Consider the following 15,779-nt stretch of genomic DNA (forward strand, 5'->3'; position numbering starts at 1 on the left):
GGTTTACGTGTCAATCGGGCAGTCGCTATGGCGCCCGGCTCAGCGTGCTGTTTCGCTAAACCGGCAGGAAACAGCGTTTAACCCGGTGTTATGGGGCAAAAGCCCATGTCAGAAAATCGGGCATGATCCGGCTCCAGGTTTCCTGATTATGCTGACCACCTGAAATCTCCACATAGCGGATATCCCGGTTTCGGTCGTAGCCTTTTCTGACCAGTTCGTCAATCAGGTCTGTCGTATCGTCAATCGAGTCGATGATTCCGTTGTTATTTCGGTCGCTGGTTTCATCGTCGGTACCCGTTTCAAACCAGAACGTCAGCCCTTTAGCATATGATCCGGACCGAACGAGGGCGTGCATGATGCGGTCGGTATCGTCGGAGTATCTCCCGTCGAACGCCCGGCTTCGCCACCAGAAAGAGCCTGAAAAAACGCCTGCTTTGCTAAAGCGATCGGGATGGTGAAACACGATATCGAAAGCCGACAGGCCGCCCAGCGAGAAGCCGGCAAATACGTTGTCGGCCGCATCGGCACTGACCGGATAGTGTTTCCGGACGTATGGCAGCAGTTCGGTCAGTACAAAATCAGTATACAAAGCCGCTTTACTCCCTCGCTTCATGTAGTCGGCCTGGGCGGCTGTGCCATATTCCTGAATCCGGTCGCCCGCGTGAATAGCCACCAGCACAAACGGGCGGATGGCCTGCTGCTTGTACAGCGAATCCAGTATGGCCTGCATGTTCAGCTGCGGCAGATCCTGCCCGTCGTTCAGAAACAGAACCGGCCAGCGCGCTGGTGATGACCCACCGGCCTGATGACCAGGCGGCAGAATGACATCGAGCCGAACCGTTCGGTTCAGGGGTACAGAAACCAGCGAATCATCATGCCGGACGGTTACGGCAACCGGATCGGCTGCAACAGAAGCCGGTAATGGTTCAGTCATGTGTGCAAGTACAAGTAGTAGTAGTATCACCTCGGCAGATATCCGGTTAGGTAAAGGTAACCAGCAAACGGCTGGATACGCCGAACCGATCAGCTTTACATTTCCGTCATCCCGTTGTTTTTGACTGACAAAATAAGGGCCTGGCCGGTGCAGACCAAAAAAAATTAGGCCACCCGGCGCATTCACCAACGAATCTCCAGCCCGACCATCCGGTTCACCGGCCTTCGCCAGCGCCTTGTTACAGGGTTTCCGCTCGGGCTGAGCGGATTACCGAGTCCATTATTTTTCCCGTACGCGCGGCTGTTTTTGCCGATGCCAGCTATTTGGCTAATTTCGACCCGTATTTTTTCTGATCTCAACATCAACCAACACCGTGCACGAAGACTATCGCAAGTGGTACTCCCATCACCTGGGCCGCGACATGGAGATGCTGGTTTACGGCAACTGGGGCTACCCCGTTGTGCTGTTTCCTACCTCCATGGGCCATTATTATGAATATAAGGATTTCGGGCTAACGGAAACCGCACGGTGGTTTGTCGAAACGGGCAAAGTAAAGCTGTACTGCATCGACAGCATCGATCGGGACAGCTGGTACGCCAGGCATCTGCACCCCGGCACCCGCATCTGGAACCACGTTTTATACGACCGGTTCCTGAGCGAAGAGTTCGTGCCGGGTATTCAGCGCGAGTGCAACGTCCGTAAAATAGGGGTGGCGGGAGCCAGCTTCGGAGGCTATCACGCACTGAATTTCGCGTTCCGGCACCCCGACCAGGTGGGGCATCTGTTCTCCATGGGCGCGGCTTTCGACGTCCGGTCGTTTCTGGGTGGTTATTATGACGACAACGTTTATTTTAACAACCCGCCCGATTTTATGCCCAACGCCCAGAACCCGGAGTTCCACCACATGAACATTGTGCTGGGTACATCAGCCTATGATTTCTGCAAGAGCGGCAACATCCAGATGTCGGATATTCTGAATCGTAAAGGCATCCAGCATACGCTCGACATCACGCCCTGGGGTGATCATGACTGGCCCGTCTGGAAAGACCAGTTTCCGCGCTATCTGAGTATGATCTAACCAATGTGGCCCATGATCGCTTACGCCCAGCCCACCGGCACGATTACGCCAGCCCTCGACCGGCTTCGCACGCATCTGGTACAGGTACCGGAACGGTTACACGGCTGTTCTGAGGCCGATCTGACCTACCATCTACCGGGCAAATGGTCCCGCAAACAACTACTGGGGCACCTGATCGACTCGGCGCTGAACAATCTTAAGCGATTTACCGACGCCCCGCTGGCCGACGGTCCTTACCGGCTTCAGGGCTACCAGCAGGATGAACTGGTGCTGGCCAACCGGTATCAGGACCTGCCGCTGGACCATCTACTGAGCCTCTGGAGCAGCCTCAATACCCAGATTATCTACGTGGCCGAGGCAATACCGGCTGAGTTACTCAGCAAACCGATTCGGGTCGAAAACCCGACCGACGACACCCTGACGCTGGGGTGGCTGATCGAGGATTATGTTGCCCATTTAGAACATCATCTGAAAACCATGTTATGAAGTAAACGGCCCGGCCGTTCCATGTCTCACGTTCAATCCAAGCTAAACCAGGCGGGTTTCCCGTCTTGTCCGTATGAAAAAAATAGGTATCCTTTTTGGTCAATAGAATTGCTTGAAAACAAATAGATACCTTTTCCTTTCATATAGACGCCCGAAGCCCGACAACGGGCTTTTTTTGCACGTTATGTTTCGGGGTCAGCTTTCACATTTGTTGTACCGTTGTTGTCCTGATCGGACCGTTTCCGGCGCTGGTACAACAACGTGGTAACAGAGTCCGATTCGGCCTGGTCGAACTGGTCGTCGTAGTCCCTCGTCGTTCTAATGTCCGAGTGACCGAGCACACTCTGTCGAACCTCGATCGGCACCCCCTCCCGGCGCATCATATCGGCGAAGCTGTGCCGCATCAGGTGAGCCGTGATCCGATTGCCGAACCCTAATCGTTCCCCCAGGCGGGTAATCTGAGCCTTTGCCCGGTTCTTACATTTCCGTAGCTCCCGGAAACGCTCCTCTGCCGGCAGCTTATCGAAGTTGACAGGTAGGTAGGGGAACAGGTAATCATCGGTCGCTTTCGGGCTGCCATCGGCACGGAGCCGGTACGGGGCGAATAGTTCGATACCCTCCTCATCCAACAGCACCGACAACCATTTCTTATTCTTGCCGGTCTGGTACCGCAGCCGGTGCTCCCTCCCCTCCACGACGTAGTTACTCACGCGCCAGGTAATTGCATCCTGTACCCTGGCCCCATGGCAGAGGAACATGGCCAGCGCCAGCGGCCGGGCATGAGTGGGATCTGTCACCGACGGATGCCCGCCCCGGTGCTTTTTCTCGATCGGCGCCGTGGCCAGCCGGTCAATCTCCTCCACACGCAGGCGCTGGACCTGTTTGCGGGTGACGGTGATCCGGACGCCCCGCATCGGAAAATGTTCGTAGGAGACGAGGCCTGCGTCAGCTGCCTGGTACAACAAGTGCCGGAGCTTCGAGAGGAACGACGATACGCTGCTGTCGGCGTAATGCTGTTGCAGCCAGACACGCAGATCGAGGATATGTTTTTTAGTCAGGGTCGAGAAGGCCCACGACAGTTCGTCGAGAGCGGTATCAGGCACCCGGGCAGGCACACTCAACGACTCCCGCAGGTAGCCGCGCAGCACGGTCAGCAGATCGGCGTAGGTCTCGGCGGTGGTCAGCTTCGACAGATCGTCGCCGGCGTCGGCCTTACGTTTGGCAATGTGAGCCACCAGGAAGGGCAACAGCCGTTCGGGCGGGCCTCCGGTCGTTAACGTGTCGCGCACCTGCAGGGCGGTGTAGGGTTGGCCCTTCTCGTCGTAGTCGGCAATCACAGCCTCGGCCCGGCGATACGCTGACAGAATACGATCGTTGTAGGCTTTCGATTCGACGTGCGACTTGCGGACCCAGTTGCAGCGATCGGGCTTGCCTTCGGGGTTGAAATGCTTCGGATCGATCGACAGGCTGAGCGCCCAGAAGCGGGGCTCCCGGTTGCGGGTAATCCGGATACGTACTACGTGCTGTCCATCGCGCCCGGCTTCGGGCTTCAGCGTTACCGCCAGCGTAGTACGTCCCATACTTATAGACGAGCCTTATAGTAGTCGTACACGTGGTAAATCGCCCGGATTTCGGCCATAGGCAGCTTCAATTCGGCACCGCCGTTCTCAGCCCGCAGGGTAACAGACTTACCCATCCAGTCGACGCCGACCAGGCGCTTGATCGTGAGCTGCTCGTGGAAGTCGACCAGGACAATTTTGTTCAGGGGCGGAAACATGCCGTCGGGCATCCGGTAGGCCATCACCTCAAAACCGGGCTCCAGAACGGGCTGCATGCTGTCGCCGTTCACCTCGACGATGACGTGTCGATCTTCATGCACGCCAGGGTACAACCGGTCCTCGGATACGGGTATGTATTCGCGCTCGCTGGGCACATCGGCGAAAAACGCATCATAGCCGTACCCAGCACGGGCAGAAATAGGGATACGAATGATGTCCACCATCCGCAGGCCCCCGACTTCGACAGATCGCACGCGTGGGCCGTTTTCGTAATTGGGTAGCTGACGTTTGGCAAAGCCGAATACATCCATTTCTGTAGCCTTAAGGGCGTTGAGTATAGCTGTTTTATTCTTCTGGTTTAGGTTAACCGATTTCAAATAGCCGGCCAGCGTCGTTTTCGATTTGTTGAGGAGCCGGGCCAGCTCGGCCTGCTCGATGCCATTACGTTCGAGGTAAGCCCGCAGCATCTGCCCTTCGTACATCTTTTCCGATTCCTCAGGCGCCCCTTCAGCATGATAAACCGGCTCGATACCCAGCTCCAGCCACTGGAGCCGCGCGGAGGTACCCTTCTCGATTTTCAGCAGCTGGCGACGGGTGAACTTGTCGGTGCCAGCCAGCATACGAGACAGGGCGCTCGGCTGGATATCGCACATAGCGGCCAGATCCTGCTGACGACCATCCGCCTTTTCGGCAATGAGTCGGCGGATGCGCTCCCTGATTTTTAGTTGGTCGTCAGCTGACGAAGACATACGAAAAGGCGCTTTAAACGTGCTGAAGCTGTAAACGGCCGTGGACATCATAACATCAAGAAAATTACGTTGTAAATTAAATTGTAAATTTTCTTGCAAATATCACGTACCTAGTTGCATATTTGCTCAAGGTTGTACAGGCGGTGCAAAACCTACCTGTACGGTAAATATGCAAATTAAAATGCAAGGAAATGGGAAGACACAAGCAGGGCATCACCGCTATTCAGTCAAATGAGGAGTTATTCGCACGCATCAAATCGGACATAGACTCCTTCACCGTGAAGTACCTGGCGAGCCTGGGACCGGCAAGCCACACAACGATTTATTTGTATCGTGGTGGTAAGGGAGTTACTCAAAGGACGGAGGATGAAATCTTAGAAACCATCCAAAAAGCGAAGAAATTAAAGGAAGAAGCTGATAACGAGCGCGTATTAGCGGTTAAACAATTGATCGAATCATGACATACGTACCTAGTTATGAGGAGTTTAATAAGTTGCGAGAGGAGTTCCAGGTTCTACGACAGGAAAATGAGTTTCTGCGAAAGCTGTTCCTGTCACAACGAACAGTCACGCGCAGCCAGGCTCGACTCATGCTGGGGGTTTCAGAAACGACGTTGTGGCGGTTGACGCAGAAACAGACGATCGAGGTCGTGAGCGACGGAGGGAAGGAAAAAATTACGCTGGAGAGCGTGCGGGTTTATCTAACGGCGCAAAAAAAATTGTCTACACAAGACGCAAATGGGCGCATTATCGAGGTTTTGCACACTGTGTGCTAATAAAAAACCCGGCCCAGCCAGTGGCCGAACCGGGTACGTTGTTGGCTGAGTACGTACAATGTACAATTTAGTTGCAAATTTTTTTGTAAATAAACTTGCAAATTTCCCGTACCAGTACGTACTTAGCATTGCGATTTAACAACAACGACAAGGCAAAAGTATGAAAAACCACGTGATTACCCTCGCCCTCTACTCGCCCAGCTACTGCCCGGCAAACCTGCAAACCCTCTGCGGCCGCTACACGACTGATTATGAAACGAAGCAGCGGGCCAGCTACACGATTGAAAACGGCGTAGCGACCATCACCGCGCTGACTCCGATCATGGGTACTCAGGTAACCCTGCCCCTGCCCTTCTGCGTGCCGGTAACGGATCTCGGCTCTGGCCAGCTGCACCGGATCGACATCAACGCTGATACGCTGACCGCCCAGCCTGCCACCTGCCCTTCTGCTGCCTGGGCAACCCGACGCGCTGTGATGCCTAACCCGACCATTCGCCAGCAGGTAGTAGCCGACCAACTTTTCTAACCCTCACCGGCCCGCTTCGGCGGGCCTAAACACCTTTCCCCATGACAACCACAACCGTATTGACCGACCAACAGACGAAAATTGGCAAGCTGTTACTGAACGCATGGTCGGCAGAATATGCGCTTCGCATTACGCCCGTCATCAACGATGAGCAGTATCTGCAAGACGCCCTGCAATGGACATTTCCTCAGGCTTACCACGGGGCCGTCTTTTCTGCCCGCGCCCTGCTGCTGGCTCGTGAGTTCGACATCAAAACGGAAAGCCTGATTGCGGTAATGATTGATGAGATGGCCGAGGCCGGATTGTACGAAAGCTGCGACAGCCGTAACGCCTTCGCCCAGCTGCTACCCTACCGAATCTGTACAGCCCTGCCCATGCCAGAGGGTACTACCATTCGCGATTTCCACGCGGAGACGCTGAAAAAGCTCGAACAGGTAGCCATCGCCCACGAATCGGCCATCGTCCAACTCATCGGCATCGAAACGTTTAGCGTAATCGTCGAGAGGGTTCCTGAATACCTGCGTGCTGCATTTCTGGCTGAGCGTTTCAACCTGCTACAGTCATGCTGATCCTGCTCTCACTCTGGGCTATTGCCAACCTGCTGTTTCTGCTTCGCTACTACCATCCGATTAAGCGGGCGATACTACTCAGCAACCAGACCGCCCCTCCTCTGCGGTACCAGATTCGACGTTGGTACCGTCGCCACCGCGCCGAAATCGGCGGCATTGGTTTCGTAATCTTCCTGATTGCCTGTTATCTACTCTTAGCCTTTATCTATCCATGAATGAGCCAATAATTAATCAGCGGGCGCATCAAATCGCCCATACGTTCGTCGAGTGCTTCCGCAGAGAAATAGACCCGGCCGAGGAAAGCAATACCGTTTTTCTGGTCGAACTCTGGCTTACTACCGCTTCGGATAAGCTGACGGGCACCGGTCTACAACGAGTTACCCAGGTTTCTCAGAAAAGCCGACGCATCTACGAAAACGACTTTTCGGCCGGCCACTGTGATGAGGTCCGGATGATGATCATTCAGGGGCTGGGTTACGCCCTGCTCGACTACGTACAAGCCTCTCAGGAGGAAGTGAGTATGTATGAGCTCTGGTACGACGTGGTGGCTGCGGGTATGATCTACGAAACCACCACAGACATACGGCCATGAACGACCGCCAGCGAACCTACCTGATACTGGCCTGCATTGGCCTCGCTCTGGCCGCCCTGGCCTGCAAATACGCCCTCTATTTTCAATGTGTTGCGCCTGCCCTGTGGGCGCGGCATTAGTACACCCCTATGAATTACATCAGGCTTATTCAATCCTTCTGGGCAAAGCACAGTCAGGACTATTTTACAGGCAATGAGACGCTGTTGTACGGGCGTCTCGTTGCCCTGTTCAATGAGGCTGGCGAGGGCGAAAAGTGGCCCGATTCCATGCGCTACATGGACGGCCACCTCTGCACCCAGACAGGACTATCTCCGAACACCCTGGACAAAGCCCGAAAGGTGCTGGTCAGTCGCGGCCTGATCGAGTTCGAAGGCTCCGGAAAAGGCTTCCGGATCGGCGGCAACTACCGGCTGATTGCCCCGGCGAGTTCCTCAAAAAGATCCTCAATAAGTTCCTCAAAAACATCCTCAAATTTTGAGGAACTACCCGAAAGAACCTCAAATTCTGAGGAACATTTACCGCAAGTTCCTCAGCAAGAACCTCAAGAAGATCCTCAACAAGTTCCTCAGCAAGAACCTCAAAATTTGAGGAACTCCCATATATATAAAGAATACCAAACGCCAAACAGCCAAACAGACCAAACTGTAAACGCTGGCAATGCGGGCGAAAGACGGTTTTCTGTTTCTCAACAATCGCCTGGAGAAACGCCCCCACCCCCCATACCCCCCGCCCCCCTGGCTATACCGATACCAGCAGGCAAAGTGTACGGCGACGGACGAGTGCAAGCCGAATGTCTGGACTACTACGCTCAATTCCCCGACGAGTACCCCCGATCGATCTACGTGCCCTTCCTGCGCTACTGGACAAGCATCGTCCGCAAAGGCATCCCGGAGAACATCGGCTTAGAAAAATGGCAAACCATGGATGATTGGGATATCGCCGATCGGCTAGGGCGCTGGCACAAAAGAGACTTGGATGATCAACAAAAACAGCAATATGCAAACGCTAAAAACAACCCCGGCAACGCAAATCGAACAGCAGGTCCGAGAATACCCGTACCCGCCACAGCCGACCCAGCACAACCAACCCGCTCGGGTTTTAACCGTCGAGTTACCGACTAATTCGGGCTACCCGTCCACGGCCTGGCCAGCCTTGACTGAGGAGGAGGAGCAGGATTGGTTAGCGCAAAATCTGCCCTCGCTACTCGTCGCCGGCCAGAAGGCAAAACACCACATTCTCGAAGGGCAGAAACTAGCCCAGAAGATTGCGGCTGCCTCGTTCATCCCGGATACACCCGAACTGTTGATGGCTGAAGTCGTGAAGCGGGGTGAAGCAATGGCTAAACAAAAATTCTGGAGAAAGCCGTTTTCGCTCACCAAATGGAACGAGCACATCTACCAGACGCTGGCCTACTATTTCACCGGAGACGCTCGATTTGAAACGGAAGGCTGCGAACTGATGGGCGTTGAGCCGGGCGTGTTTGATCTCCGAAAGGGCATCCTGCTGAGCGGCCCGAAAGGTTGTGGCAAGACTGATATGCTCGAGCTCTTTTCCCGCAACCCCTACGCCCCCTACATCGTGATTTCGTGCCTGGAGCTGGAGATGGCTTACAGCAAAAAAGAAGTTGGCTCTAACATCATCGATCAGTACGCTGGCCTGATCCCGACTCAGAACGTGCACCACTACTACGGCAAAACACACCTGGGCGTTCAGTTCGATGACTTTGGCGCGGAAGGCGAAGCGGTACACATGGGTAAGCGGGTCAATCTGATGGACGTACTGCTGCAAACCCGGTACCGGATCGTTCGAGGCCCGTACACGCATCTGACAACGAACGCCAGCGAACAGGGCATACAGGAGGCCTATGATGGCCGCGTTTACGATCGCATGATTCAGATGTTCAATTTCATCGAGTTCAGCCCTAACGCCCCCAGCCTTCGGGTATGAAGAAACGGAAGAGTGACAACATGAGCGCGGCCGAGTTTCGCGCCCAGTACGTCGACCAGGAAGAACACGGTTTGCAGGCCCGCTGCGTGAAGTGGTTCAGACGCCAGTACCCCCAGCTCCTACTGGTCGCCGTGCCCAATGCCGCCAAGCGATCATTCAAGCTGGCTGCCATGCTGAAAGCGGAAGGCATGCTTTCAGGCTTCCCGGATCTGATCCTTTGCTTTCCATCGGGCGAATACGGTGCCCTGTTCATCGAAATGAAAACGGTGAATGGCACCCCCAGCCCCGAACAGATTGTCGTTCATGCCTACCTGCGGGCGGCTGGCTATCTCGTCATTATGCCGCGCACCTTCGAAGAGTTTCAATCCCAAGTCAATCAGTATCTCAATCCCTAAAAACTATGTCCACCTGGTATCAAACCACCATCAAGTATGGAACTTACGTAGAGGGCAAACACAAGATCGTTTCTGAGCAGTACCTGTTTCGCTGCATATCTCTGACCGATCTGGAAGCCACCGTCATCGAAACGCTACAAGGGCGCATCAAAGAGCCTGACGTCGATTCGTTCAGTAAACCCCGGCCGTCCGACGTCTACAAAATGACCGATGGCCCGATCAGCGAAATTGAAGGCGATTTCTACGTCGTGAAAGTGCTCTGCGACTTCGGCGACGAAAGTAAAACCGTCGATAAACATATCGTCAATGCCGACTCGCCGACTCAGGCCGAGAAGCGGGTCCGGAAGCGGCTTAAGGACGTACTGTACGACTACGAGATCACCCACTGCGATAAGACCAAAATCCTGGGTGTATACGACAAGGATAACATTGTCTGGGTTGAGGACTTCAGGAAGCGCATGGAAGATCTTGAAGCGGCTGGCCACACCGGTACGGGTAAGCGGAAGAAGAACAAAAAAGCGGATCCAAATCAGACAGCGCTCGACCTCGATCCCAAACCGGAACAGCCCCAATCCGACCCGAACGCCATTACGGCGATGGTGATCCGGAACAACATCGAAGAGGTAGAGGCAGAGGATCTGCAGAACGGGGTTGACCCATCGGCCGACACCCTGACGCCAGTAGGCCAGCTGCCCAAAGGCAAGCGCAGCCGTACGAAGTCGCTCCCGGCTCCTCCTCCGGATGACCAGGAAACGGAGCCCGACGACGACGACAAACACCTCGAAGAATACCTCGCCAACGCCTAATCCCTACCTCCAATGACTTACCGCACAGAAATTGAAAACCTGTTGATTGAACTGCGTGACGCCGATGGCCGCGCTGAAGTTGACGAGAGTCTTTACCCTAAACTTGATCAGGCTGTATGCAAAACCATCGACGGCTTCGTCAACGTGCTATCGGCTGCCAAAGCCGTACGCGACGCCCAGAAGCTGTACTTCCGCACCCGGGCCAGTAGCGATCTGGAGAGGTCGAAGCAGGCCGAACGGATCCTAGACAATCTAATCACACTGTGGACCGGCGAAATGGCGCCACCGCCCGCGCAAACCAATCTGTTCTCATGAGCCAGGTAAAACCCGATGACGTGATGAAGATCACGTTTCACGTCATGCAGGACGGCAAGCCCGTCGCCAAAGAGGTCAAAATGACCCGCCAACATTTCATCGACTACAACGCGAAGCCTAAAAAGAAATGGGCTGATATGTACGAGATGATCGTCAGAGACAAAGCCTACATCAGCATTACCGATTTGTCTAACTCTAACTAATCATGTCTCTCCACAACCGCGGGCCACCTGCCTACTAGCTCCGGGAAGCGTCAAGACTTCTTCTGTCAAAAATGGGCCGACGCTGACCCAACCGAACCAACCGCACCCCTCCCTGCTTTCTCTCACATTTGGCGATGACATGATGATATCAGGGCGGGGGTCGGCTGGCCGGAATTATTCACCTGACCAGTTACCCAATTACCCATAATTACTAATGACATGCATGATCCTAAGACAGTGGCATTTGAAATACGATACCCGTTCAAAAATAAAAGCGGTTATCGCTCGTCGTTTATAACGATTTGGCATAATGACCCGCTGAATTTTCGGTTTCCCGATGGCACACGGAAGCAGGGTCGCAGAAGTGATGACAGCTGCGGGTGGTCAACACCTATGTACCACGAGCAGGAATGGGCGGATTTGAAAAAGGTTGCCATTCATCAATACAGTGAGCTGTTTGCTCGTCAGGTTGCCGAAAAAGAGGGCAAGGACTATGCGTATATCTGCAACCAGCCTGAATCAACCTACGAGATCGTGTATTGGATTTGGCGGGCTATAAAAGCCCACGGAAAAAAGGGCTGGCAGTATGGGAGACGCCGAAATTTCCTGTCAGCGGCCGAACTCGAATTTATAATGGTACTGGCTACCGCCCCAGGCGACAATTTTAAGCAGCACCATAAGCCACACGATGAAGAATCGTTTGTCGATATGTTTCGGATGATCTGGAATCAGTATCGCCGGTTTCATCGGCCTTGGTACAAGCACCCCCGCTGGCATGTGCATCACTGGTCAATTCAGTTTCACCCATGGCAGCAACTCAAACGGCGTTATTGGGATAAATGCTGCATCTGCGGCAAGCGTGGTTTCACGGGGCCAGCGTATGGTAACTGGAACGATGACCGGATCTGGCATGGGGAGTGTGCTAATGCCCGGAAAGAGGCTGTCACAGGCATCAACCCCATACAGTGATGAAAGCAATTACTCTGAAAGATAGCCCTGACCCGTGGGCCACCCTAATCGAGTACGGCATTAAGACCATAGAAACCCGTACATGGTCGACCAAGTATCGGGGTGACCTGCTGATATGCGCCAGCAAATCGAGCAAAACACCCAACGCGGGCAAAGCCGTCTGCGTGGTCGAAGTTTACGACTGCCGGCCTATGACCCCCGCTGATGAAAATGCGGCCCGTTGTGATATATACCCTAATGCCTTTTCGTGGAGGCTGCGTAACCTGCGCTGGCTGTCCGAGAAATTTTCCGTTACAGGGCAGCTGAGTATCTATGAAGTAGAGATACCCGAGGGCATTCGCATCTACCGGCCCGGTTTCAAAGAATTGCTAGATCACCCGGATTACCTTTGAATATGGCTACTCAATACACCTACCTCGGTGACCGGATCACGGACCCGCAGCTGAAGGGCGCCAGCTGCACCGCTGTATTGCGGGAGGACGGCAAGTGCATCCGCGGCCGAAATGGAAGTCAATTGGTACGGTTCGACTCCGGCCGCGAAGCCGTTGTGATTGGCCGACTTCTCAGAAAACTTAAACCTCCTATCAATGTCTAAACTGTCAGAAATCAAATCCCTACTCGGCTCCAACGGCTACGGCACTGGTAGCAACTACGTATGTTTCATGGCCGCTGGCCAGCCCCACACGGTGATCGAAGCGGCCGGCGACAACGACACGCAGCTGATCGTGTCCGGGAACAAGCCGGGCGGGAAAATATTCCGTTCCAGCGACGTGCGGGCCACCTACAATCACATTCAAACGCTGAATTGAATATGGCAGACAAGTATTTCCCTCTCGACGAACTGACCAAGGTGTTGAACCGGATTGCCGAACTATTACCTGAGAGAAAGGATGAATTACACCAAATCGGGTATGATGTTGATGATCTAGAGCGTGAGTTAGCCAGAATGATAAATGCTGAAATGCGTAAGAATCTGGTTCGGCAAAAATTAGCTGTAATGCCTGACAACGTGAAAAAGGCTGTACATGCGTTGTCGATGGCTTTGAGTCTGGAATCAACCCCTAGTTATCGCAATGGCTGTTACGACGCCTTGACTGACCTGTTATCGCTCCAGTGTCTGGATAACGACGATCTCAGGCGAGTGGCTCAGCTGACAGAGCCACAAGACTAATAAGGCTTGGTCAATTTCTCCATCAGCTGACTGAGCAACCTACACGATTCATCGTCGCCAGCCTGCGCACGTTGCAACGCATTCGGTAGAAATTTATCCCAGTCTTCAACAGCGACGTAGGAATTGATTTTGAAGGGATTTCTAGCCGACGTGGGGGGCAATGTTGCCGTTTTGAAGAACTCAATCAGTTTGTCCATGGGACAAAGATCGTAGCTTTGCAGTATCAAAGGGGGCAATGCCCCTAATGGTGTGGATAGAATTGGAAAGCCGTTCCCTACTTGGGGTCGGCTTTTTTGTTAAAAAACAGGCCGCCCGAAACTCGAACGACCTGTAAACACTCCTCTCAATATACTTCATTCGTAGATGTAGATGACCTGGCCAGGGCGCTTCTCAGCCCGCATCCCCTGCCGTCGCTGATTGCCAGTCGCTCGATACGCGACGTGGATCCAGGAGGGCTTACCGGCCGCGTCTGGAAACTCAGTAATCACCTGGTCATAACCCAGCGTCCAGCGATTCTGTCGAATCCATTTGTACAAGTCGCTATTCGACACATGTTTCAGCCCGTCGCAATCGATGTCGATGGCCAGCCCTGACATATGCGCTGAGGTTTTCGACCCTTTGACCGCCACGTTGAGCTTGGCCGATCGGAAAAAGCTGGTGATGGGCAGTTTCCCGAATTGCTCGCAGATCGGCACGTATAGGCCATTATACGCCTTCACCATGTTATTATACTGCTCCAGTGTTGGCACGTTCAGGATGCCGCGCCGGATGGCCTCGGCAGATTTCACGCCCTCGGCATAGGTTAGCCACTTACCAAAATCAGGGTAAACGGGGGTTGCGATCGCTACCATTCAGTTACTTGGTTAAATCAGTGATGTTGGTTCCCTCCCTCACGCGTCGGACGTTGGCCGCCCGCTTCCGCATCGCCTTTTTGCGACCCTTGCCCAAAAACCTTTTGGTCTGGGCTTCCTCGACGAACTGATCTTCCGCGTAGATACTGGAGACTTCCGCGTTCTGCGCCCGCTGATCAGCCGCTTTTGTCTGCCCTTCAGCAGTCGCGACCGCTTTCAGCAGCTTCGCGGTCGAGTCTTGGTAGATTTCCAGCCAAATCGACGTTTTGGCCACGGCCGCCACCAGTTCAGAATCTGCCTGCACGGGAGTAGGCAGATTCGCCTGAGCCGTCAGATCAGCCAGCCGGGTTGACGGTAACGACTTGTTCCGAACGAGGCTATTTAAGGCGGCAATACGTTGTTGTTGCTGACTCATGCCGGCAACGGATCGCCCAACGGTGGCCACGGCCTCGTTCAGCTGGTCGGCGAGCGTGTAGGCGTACGCCTTGGCGTCGCTGGCCTGCTGTTTGCAGGTAGCCAGTAAGCCGCTGAGGTCACTGATCCGCTTGTCACGAATCGAGACCTCAGTAATCACAGAATCACGTTCAGCAATGGCCTGATCGCGTTCGTTGCGGGCTTCGACTTTCTTACCGCACTCCTGGGTGCCCCAGAACAGCGAGCCGCACACGGCCGCAACGAGGGCAAAGGTTTTAAAAGCAGGGGCTATGTTCATTGATATAGGTAGGGGTTACGAGCCAACAGGGAATCACAATCGCAGGGGTCCGCTTCAGTATACCCCACCTTATGCCGGTTGCGTCGTTGAGGAACATCTACCGGTACCGGCTTGACCCGATCCGGACTCAGCAGGTTGATCGGGGGCGAGGACCGAACGGGAGCCGGAATAATGATGGCCGATTTTCGAGCACGCTCTACGTTGGCGTTGGTACGGTCTAGTTTCCGCTCCAGTCGGGAGTTGGCGGTTTTGGTTTCTCTGGCCACCGTGGCCGCCAGCTTCGCCGTTTCCCGGTTCACCGTCTGCGTGCTTTCGACGATCGCCTGTTGACCCGCCTTCAGCGAGTCGGTAGCTTCCTGAAACGTCTGGGTAAGCTCCGAGCGCACCTGAACGACTTCCTGCTTGACCTCCGCCGTGGCGGCCTTCTGAGCGGCCACCGCCCGTTTTTCGCCTACTGCAATGGCTGTTACGACCCGGTAGAAGCCGAAACCAAACAGCGAGACGACCAGCAGGCAGGCGCCGATCAGCCAGACCAGGGAGTTAAAAATAGCAGGCTGAGACTCCTGCCGTCGGCGCAGGTAGCGACCCAGGCGGGTGTTGGCTCCCAGCGTCGCGCGGTGCACGTCGACGGAGGCCAGCACCTCCCTACCAATTGGAAAGCGGTAGAAATACCAGTCGTTATAAATCAACCAGATGCCCGCGCCCAGTAGGCACAGGATCAGAAACACGACCAGGTACGAAAACGCGAACATGGCCACCAGCAGGGCCACGAACGTACTGCCCACCGCTCCCATGCCAATCAGAAAGTGGCCATGGGAGATCCGGTAGGACTGCATCCACCGGATGTAGAAGGCGACGAAGAACAACAGAACGACGAATACAGCGGCAAAATGCCAGAGCTCCGCGACAAACAGTTTCATGGT

The 15,779-nt window shown here is 54.4% G+C and carries 25 protein-coding genes; 19 read left to right on the top strand and 6 right to left on the bottom strand.

What is annotated here, in order from left to right; all coding sequences use genetic code 11:
• Window positions 1–88: 88 nt before the first annotated feature.
• Window positions 89–934, bottom strand: coding sequence for an alpha/beta hydrolase (locus EQG79_RS01330; RefSeq protein WP_129599236.1), 846 nt, complete (start codon window positions 932–934; stop codon window positions 89–91).
• A gap of 373 nt (window positions 935–1,307) precedes the next feature.
• Between EQG79_RS01330 and EQG79_RS01335 the strand changes: the two genes are divergently transcribed.
• Together EQG79_RS01335 and EQG79_RS01340 are read left to right on the top strand one after the other, a co-directional pair.
• The gene (locus tag EQG79_RS01335; protein ID WP_129599240.1) at window positions 1,308–2,012 is read left to right on the top strand and encodes an esterase family protein; all 705 of its coding nucleotides are present in this window, start codon (window positions 1,308–1,310) and stop codon (window positions 2,010–2,012) included.
• A gap of 12 nt (window positions 2,013–2,024) precedes the next feature.
• Window positions 2,025–2,498, top strand: coding sequence for a DinB family protein (locus EQG79_RS01340; protein ID WP_161492717.1), 474 nt, complete (start codon window positions 2,025–2,027; stop codon window positions 2,496–2,498).
• A 182-nt stretch (window positions 2,499–2,680) separates the two neighbouring features.
• Here the strand turns inward: EQG79_RS01340 and EQG79_RS01345 are convergent, their stop codons facing one another.
• On the bottom strand, window positions 2,681–4,078 hold the full coding sequence (locus EQG79_RS01345) for a tyrosine-type recombinase/integrase (RefSeq protein ID WP_129599246.1): 1,398 nt from the start codon (window positions 4,076–4,078) through the stop codon (window positions 2,681–2,683).
• 2 nt (window positions 4,079–4,080) lie between these two features.
• Window positions 4,081–5,025 carry a LexA family transcriptional regulator gene (locus EQG79_RS01350; protein WP_129599249.1) on the bottom strand — a complete coding sequence of 315 codons (945 nt, stop codon included), beginning with the start codon at window positions 5,023–5,025 and terminating at the stop codon, window positions 4,081–4,083.
• Window positions 5,026–5,216: 191 nt separating this feature from the next.
• On the opposite strand from EQG79_RS01350, the gene EQG79_RS01355 reads away from it, so the two are divergent.
• From EQG79_RS01355 to EQG79_RS01430, 17 genes are all read left to right on the top strand, one after another.
• The gene (locus EQG79_RS01355; protein WP_129599252.1) at window positions 5,217–5,486 is read left to right on the top strand and encodes a hypothetical protein; all 270 of its coding nucleotides are present in this window, start codon (window positions 5,217–5,219) and stop codon (window positions 5,484–5,486) included.
• A complete protein-coding gene (locus EQG79_RS01360; RefSeq protein ID WP_129599255.1) occupies window positions 5,483–5,800 on the top strand; it encodes a hypothetical protein in 318 nt (105 codons plus the stop codon). Before EQG79_RS01355 ends, EQG79_RS01360 begins: the two co-directional genes overlap by 4 nt.
• A 160-nt stretch (window positions 5,801–5,960) precedes the next feature.
• Window positions 5,961–6,326, top strand: coding sequence for a hypothetical protein (locus EQG79_RS01365; RefSeq protein WP_129599258.1), 366 nt, complete (start codon window positions 5,961–5,963; stop codon window positions 6,324–6,326).
• Between the two features lie 41 nt (window positions 6,327–6,367).
• Window positions 6,368–6,895: a hypothetical protein gene (locus EQG79_RS01370; RefSeq protein ID WP_129599261.1), complete on the top strand. Its 528-nt coding sequence runs from the start codon at window positions 6,368–6,370 to the stop codon at window positions 6,893–6,895.
• Window positions 6,889–7,110: a hypothetical protein gene (locus tag EQG79_RS01375; RefSeq protein WP_129599264.1), complete on the top strand. Its 222-nt coding sequence runs from the start codon at window positions 6,889–6,891 to the stop codon at window positions 7,108–7,110. The genes EQG79_RS01370 and EQG79_RS01375 overlap by 7 nt, the downstream gene beginning before the upstream one ends.
• A complete protein-coding gene (locus EQG79_RS01380; RefSeq protein ID WP_129599267.1) occupies window positions 7,107–7,487 on the top strand; it encodes a hypothetical protein in 381 nt (126 codons plus the stop codon). Before EQG79_RS01375 ends, EQG79_RS01380 begins: the two co-directional genes overlap by 4 nt.
• Window positions 7,484–7,606, top strand: coding sequence for a hypothetical protein (locus tag EQG79_RS31440; RefSeq protein ID WP_262708607.1), 123 nt, complete (start codon window positions 7,484–7,486; stop codon window positions 7,604–7,606). The genes EQG79_RS01380 and EQG79_RS31440 overlap by 4 nt, the downstream gene beginning before the upstream one ends.
• Before the next feature lie 9 nt (window positions 7,607–7,615).
• Window positions 7,616–8,608 carry a helix-turn-helix domain-containing protein gene (locus EQG79_RS01385; protein ID WP_129599270.1) on the top strand — a complete coding sequence of 331 codons (993 nt, stop codon included), beginning with the start codon at window positions 7,616–7,618 and terminating at the stop codon, window positions 8,606–8,608.
• 31 nt (window positions 8,609–8,639) lie between these two features.
• The gene (locus EQG79_RS01390) at window positions 8,640–9,434 is read left to right on the top strand and encodes a P-loop NTPase family protein (RefSeq protein WP_129599273.1); all 795 of its coding nucleotides are present in this window, start codon (window positions 8,640–8,642) and stop codon (window positions 9,432–9,434) included.
• Complete coding sequence (locus tag EQG79_RS01395) at window positions 9,431–9,829, top strand: VRR-NUC domain-containing protein (protein WP_129599276.1); 399 nt, start codon at window positions 9,431–9,433, stop codon at window positions 9,827–9,829. Before EQG79_RS01390 ends, EQG79_RS01395 begins: the two co-directional genes overlap by 4 nt.
• A gap of 5 nt (window positions 9,830–9,834) precedes the next feature.
• Window positions 9,835–10,635 carry a DUF4494 family protein gene (locus EQG79_RS01400; protein ID WP_129599279.1) on the top strand — a complete coding sequence of 267 codons (801 nt, stop codon included), beginning with the start codon at window positions 9,835–9,837 and terminating at the stop codon, window positions 10,633–10,635.
• Between the two features lie 12 nt (window positions 10,636–10,647).
• Window positions 10,648–10,950, top strand: a complete 303-nt coding sequence (locus EQG79_RS01405) for a hypothetical protein (RefSeq protein WP_129599281.1) — start codon at window positions 10,648–10,650, stop codon at window positions 10,948–10,950.
• Window positions 10,947–11,153, top strand: coding sequence for a hypothetical protein (locus EQG79_RS01410; RefSeq protein WP_129599284.1), 207 nt, complete (start codon window positions 10,947–10,949; stop codon window positions 11,151–11,153). Before EQG79_RS01405 ends, EQG79_RS01410 begins: the two co-directional genes overlap by 4 nt.
• Before the next feature lie 219 nt (window positions 11,154–11,372).
• The gene (locus EQG79_RS01415) at window positions 11,373–12,122 is read left to right on the top strand and encodes a hypothetical protein (RefSeq protein ID WP_165358816.1); all 750 of its coding nucleotides are present in this window, start codon (window positions 11,373–11,375) and stop codon (window positions 12,120–12,122) included.
• On the top strand, window positions 12,122–12,514 hold the full coding sequence (locus EQG79_RS01420; protein WP_129599290.1) for an ASCH domain-containing protein: 393 nt from the start codon (window positions 12,122–12,124) through the stop codon (window positions 12,512–12,514). Before EQG79_RS01415 ends, EQG79_RS01420 begins: the two co-directional genes overlap by 1 nt.
• A 195-nt stretch (window positions 12,515–12,709) precedes the next feature.
• The gene (locus tag EQG79_RS01425; RefSeq protein WP_129599293.1) at window positions 12,710–12,931 is read left to right on the top strand and encodes a hypothetical protein; all 222 of its coding nucleotides are present in this window, start codon (window positions 12,710–12,712) and stop codon (window positions 12,929–12,931) included.
• 2 nt (window positions 12,932–12,933) lie between these two features.
• A complete protein-coding gene (locus EQG79_RS01430; RefSeq protein ID WP_129599296.1) occupies window positions 12,934–13,293 on the top strand; it encodes a hypothetical protein in 360 nt (119 codons plus the stop codon).
• Between the two features lie 353 nt (window positions 13,294–13,646).
• Here EQG79_RS01430 and EQG79_RS01440 read toward each other — a convergent pair whose 3' ends face one another.
• From EQG79_RS01440 to EQG79_RS01450, 3 genes are read right to left on the bottom strand one after another with little or no spacing between them, the layout of a single operon-like run.
• Window positions 13,647–14,144, bottom strand: a complete 498-nt coding sequence (locus EQG79_RS01440) for a D-Ala-D-Ala carboxypeptidase family metallohydrolase (protein WP_129599301.1) — start codon at window positions 14,142–14,144, stop codon at window positions 13,647–13,649.
• Between the two features lie 4 nt (window positions 14,145–14,148).
• Window positions 14,149–14,856, bottom strand: a complete 708-nt coding sequence (locus EQG79_RS01445) for a hypothetical protein (RefSeq protein WP_129599304.1) — start codon at window positions 14,854–14,856, stop codon at window positions 14,149–14,151.
• On the bottom strand, window positions 14,853–15,776 hold the full coding sequence (locus tag EQG79_RS01450; RefSeq protein WP_129599307.1) for a hypothetical protein: 924 nt from the start codon (window positions 15,774–15,776) through the stop codon (window positions 14,853–14,855). The genes EQG79_RS01445 and EQG79_RS01450 overlap by 4 nt, the downstream gene beginning before the upstream one ends.
• Window positions 15,777–15,779 lie beyond the last annotated feature (3 nt).

This window comes from Spirosoma sordidisoli (assembly GCF_004138325.1).
In the GTDB taxonomy this organism is placed as follows: domain Bacteria; phylum Bacteroidota; class Bacteroidia; order Cytophagales; family Spirosomataceae; genus Spirosoma; species Spirosoma sordidisoli.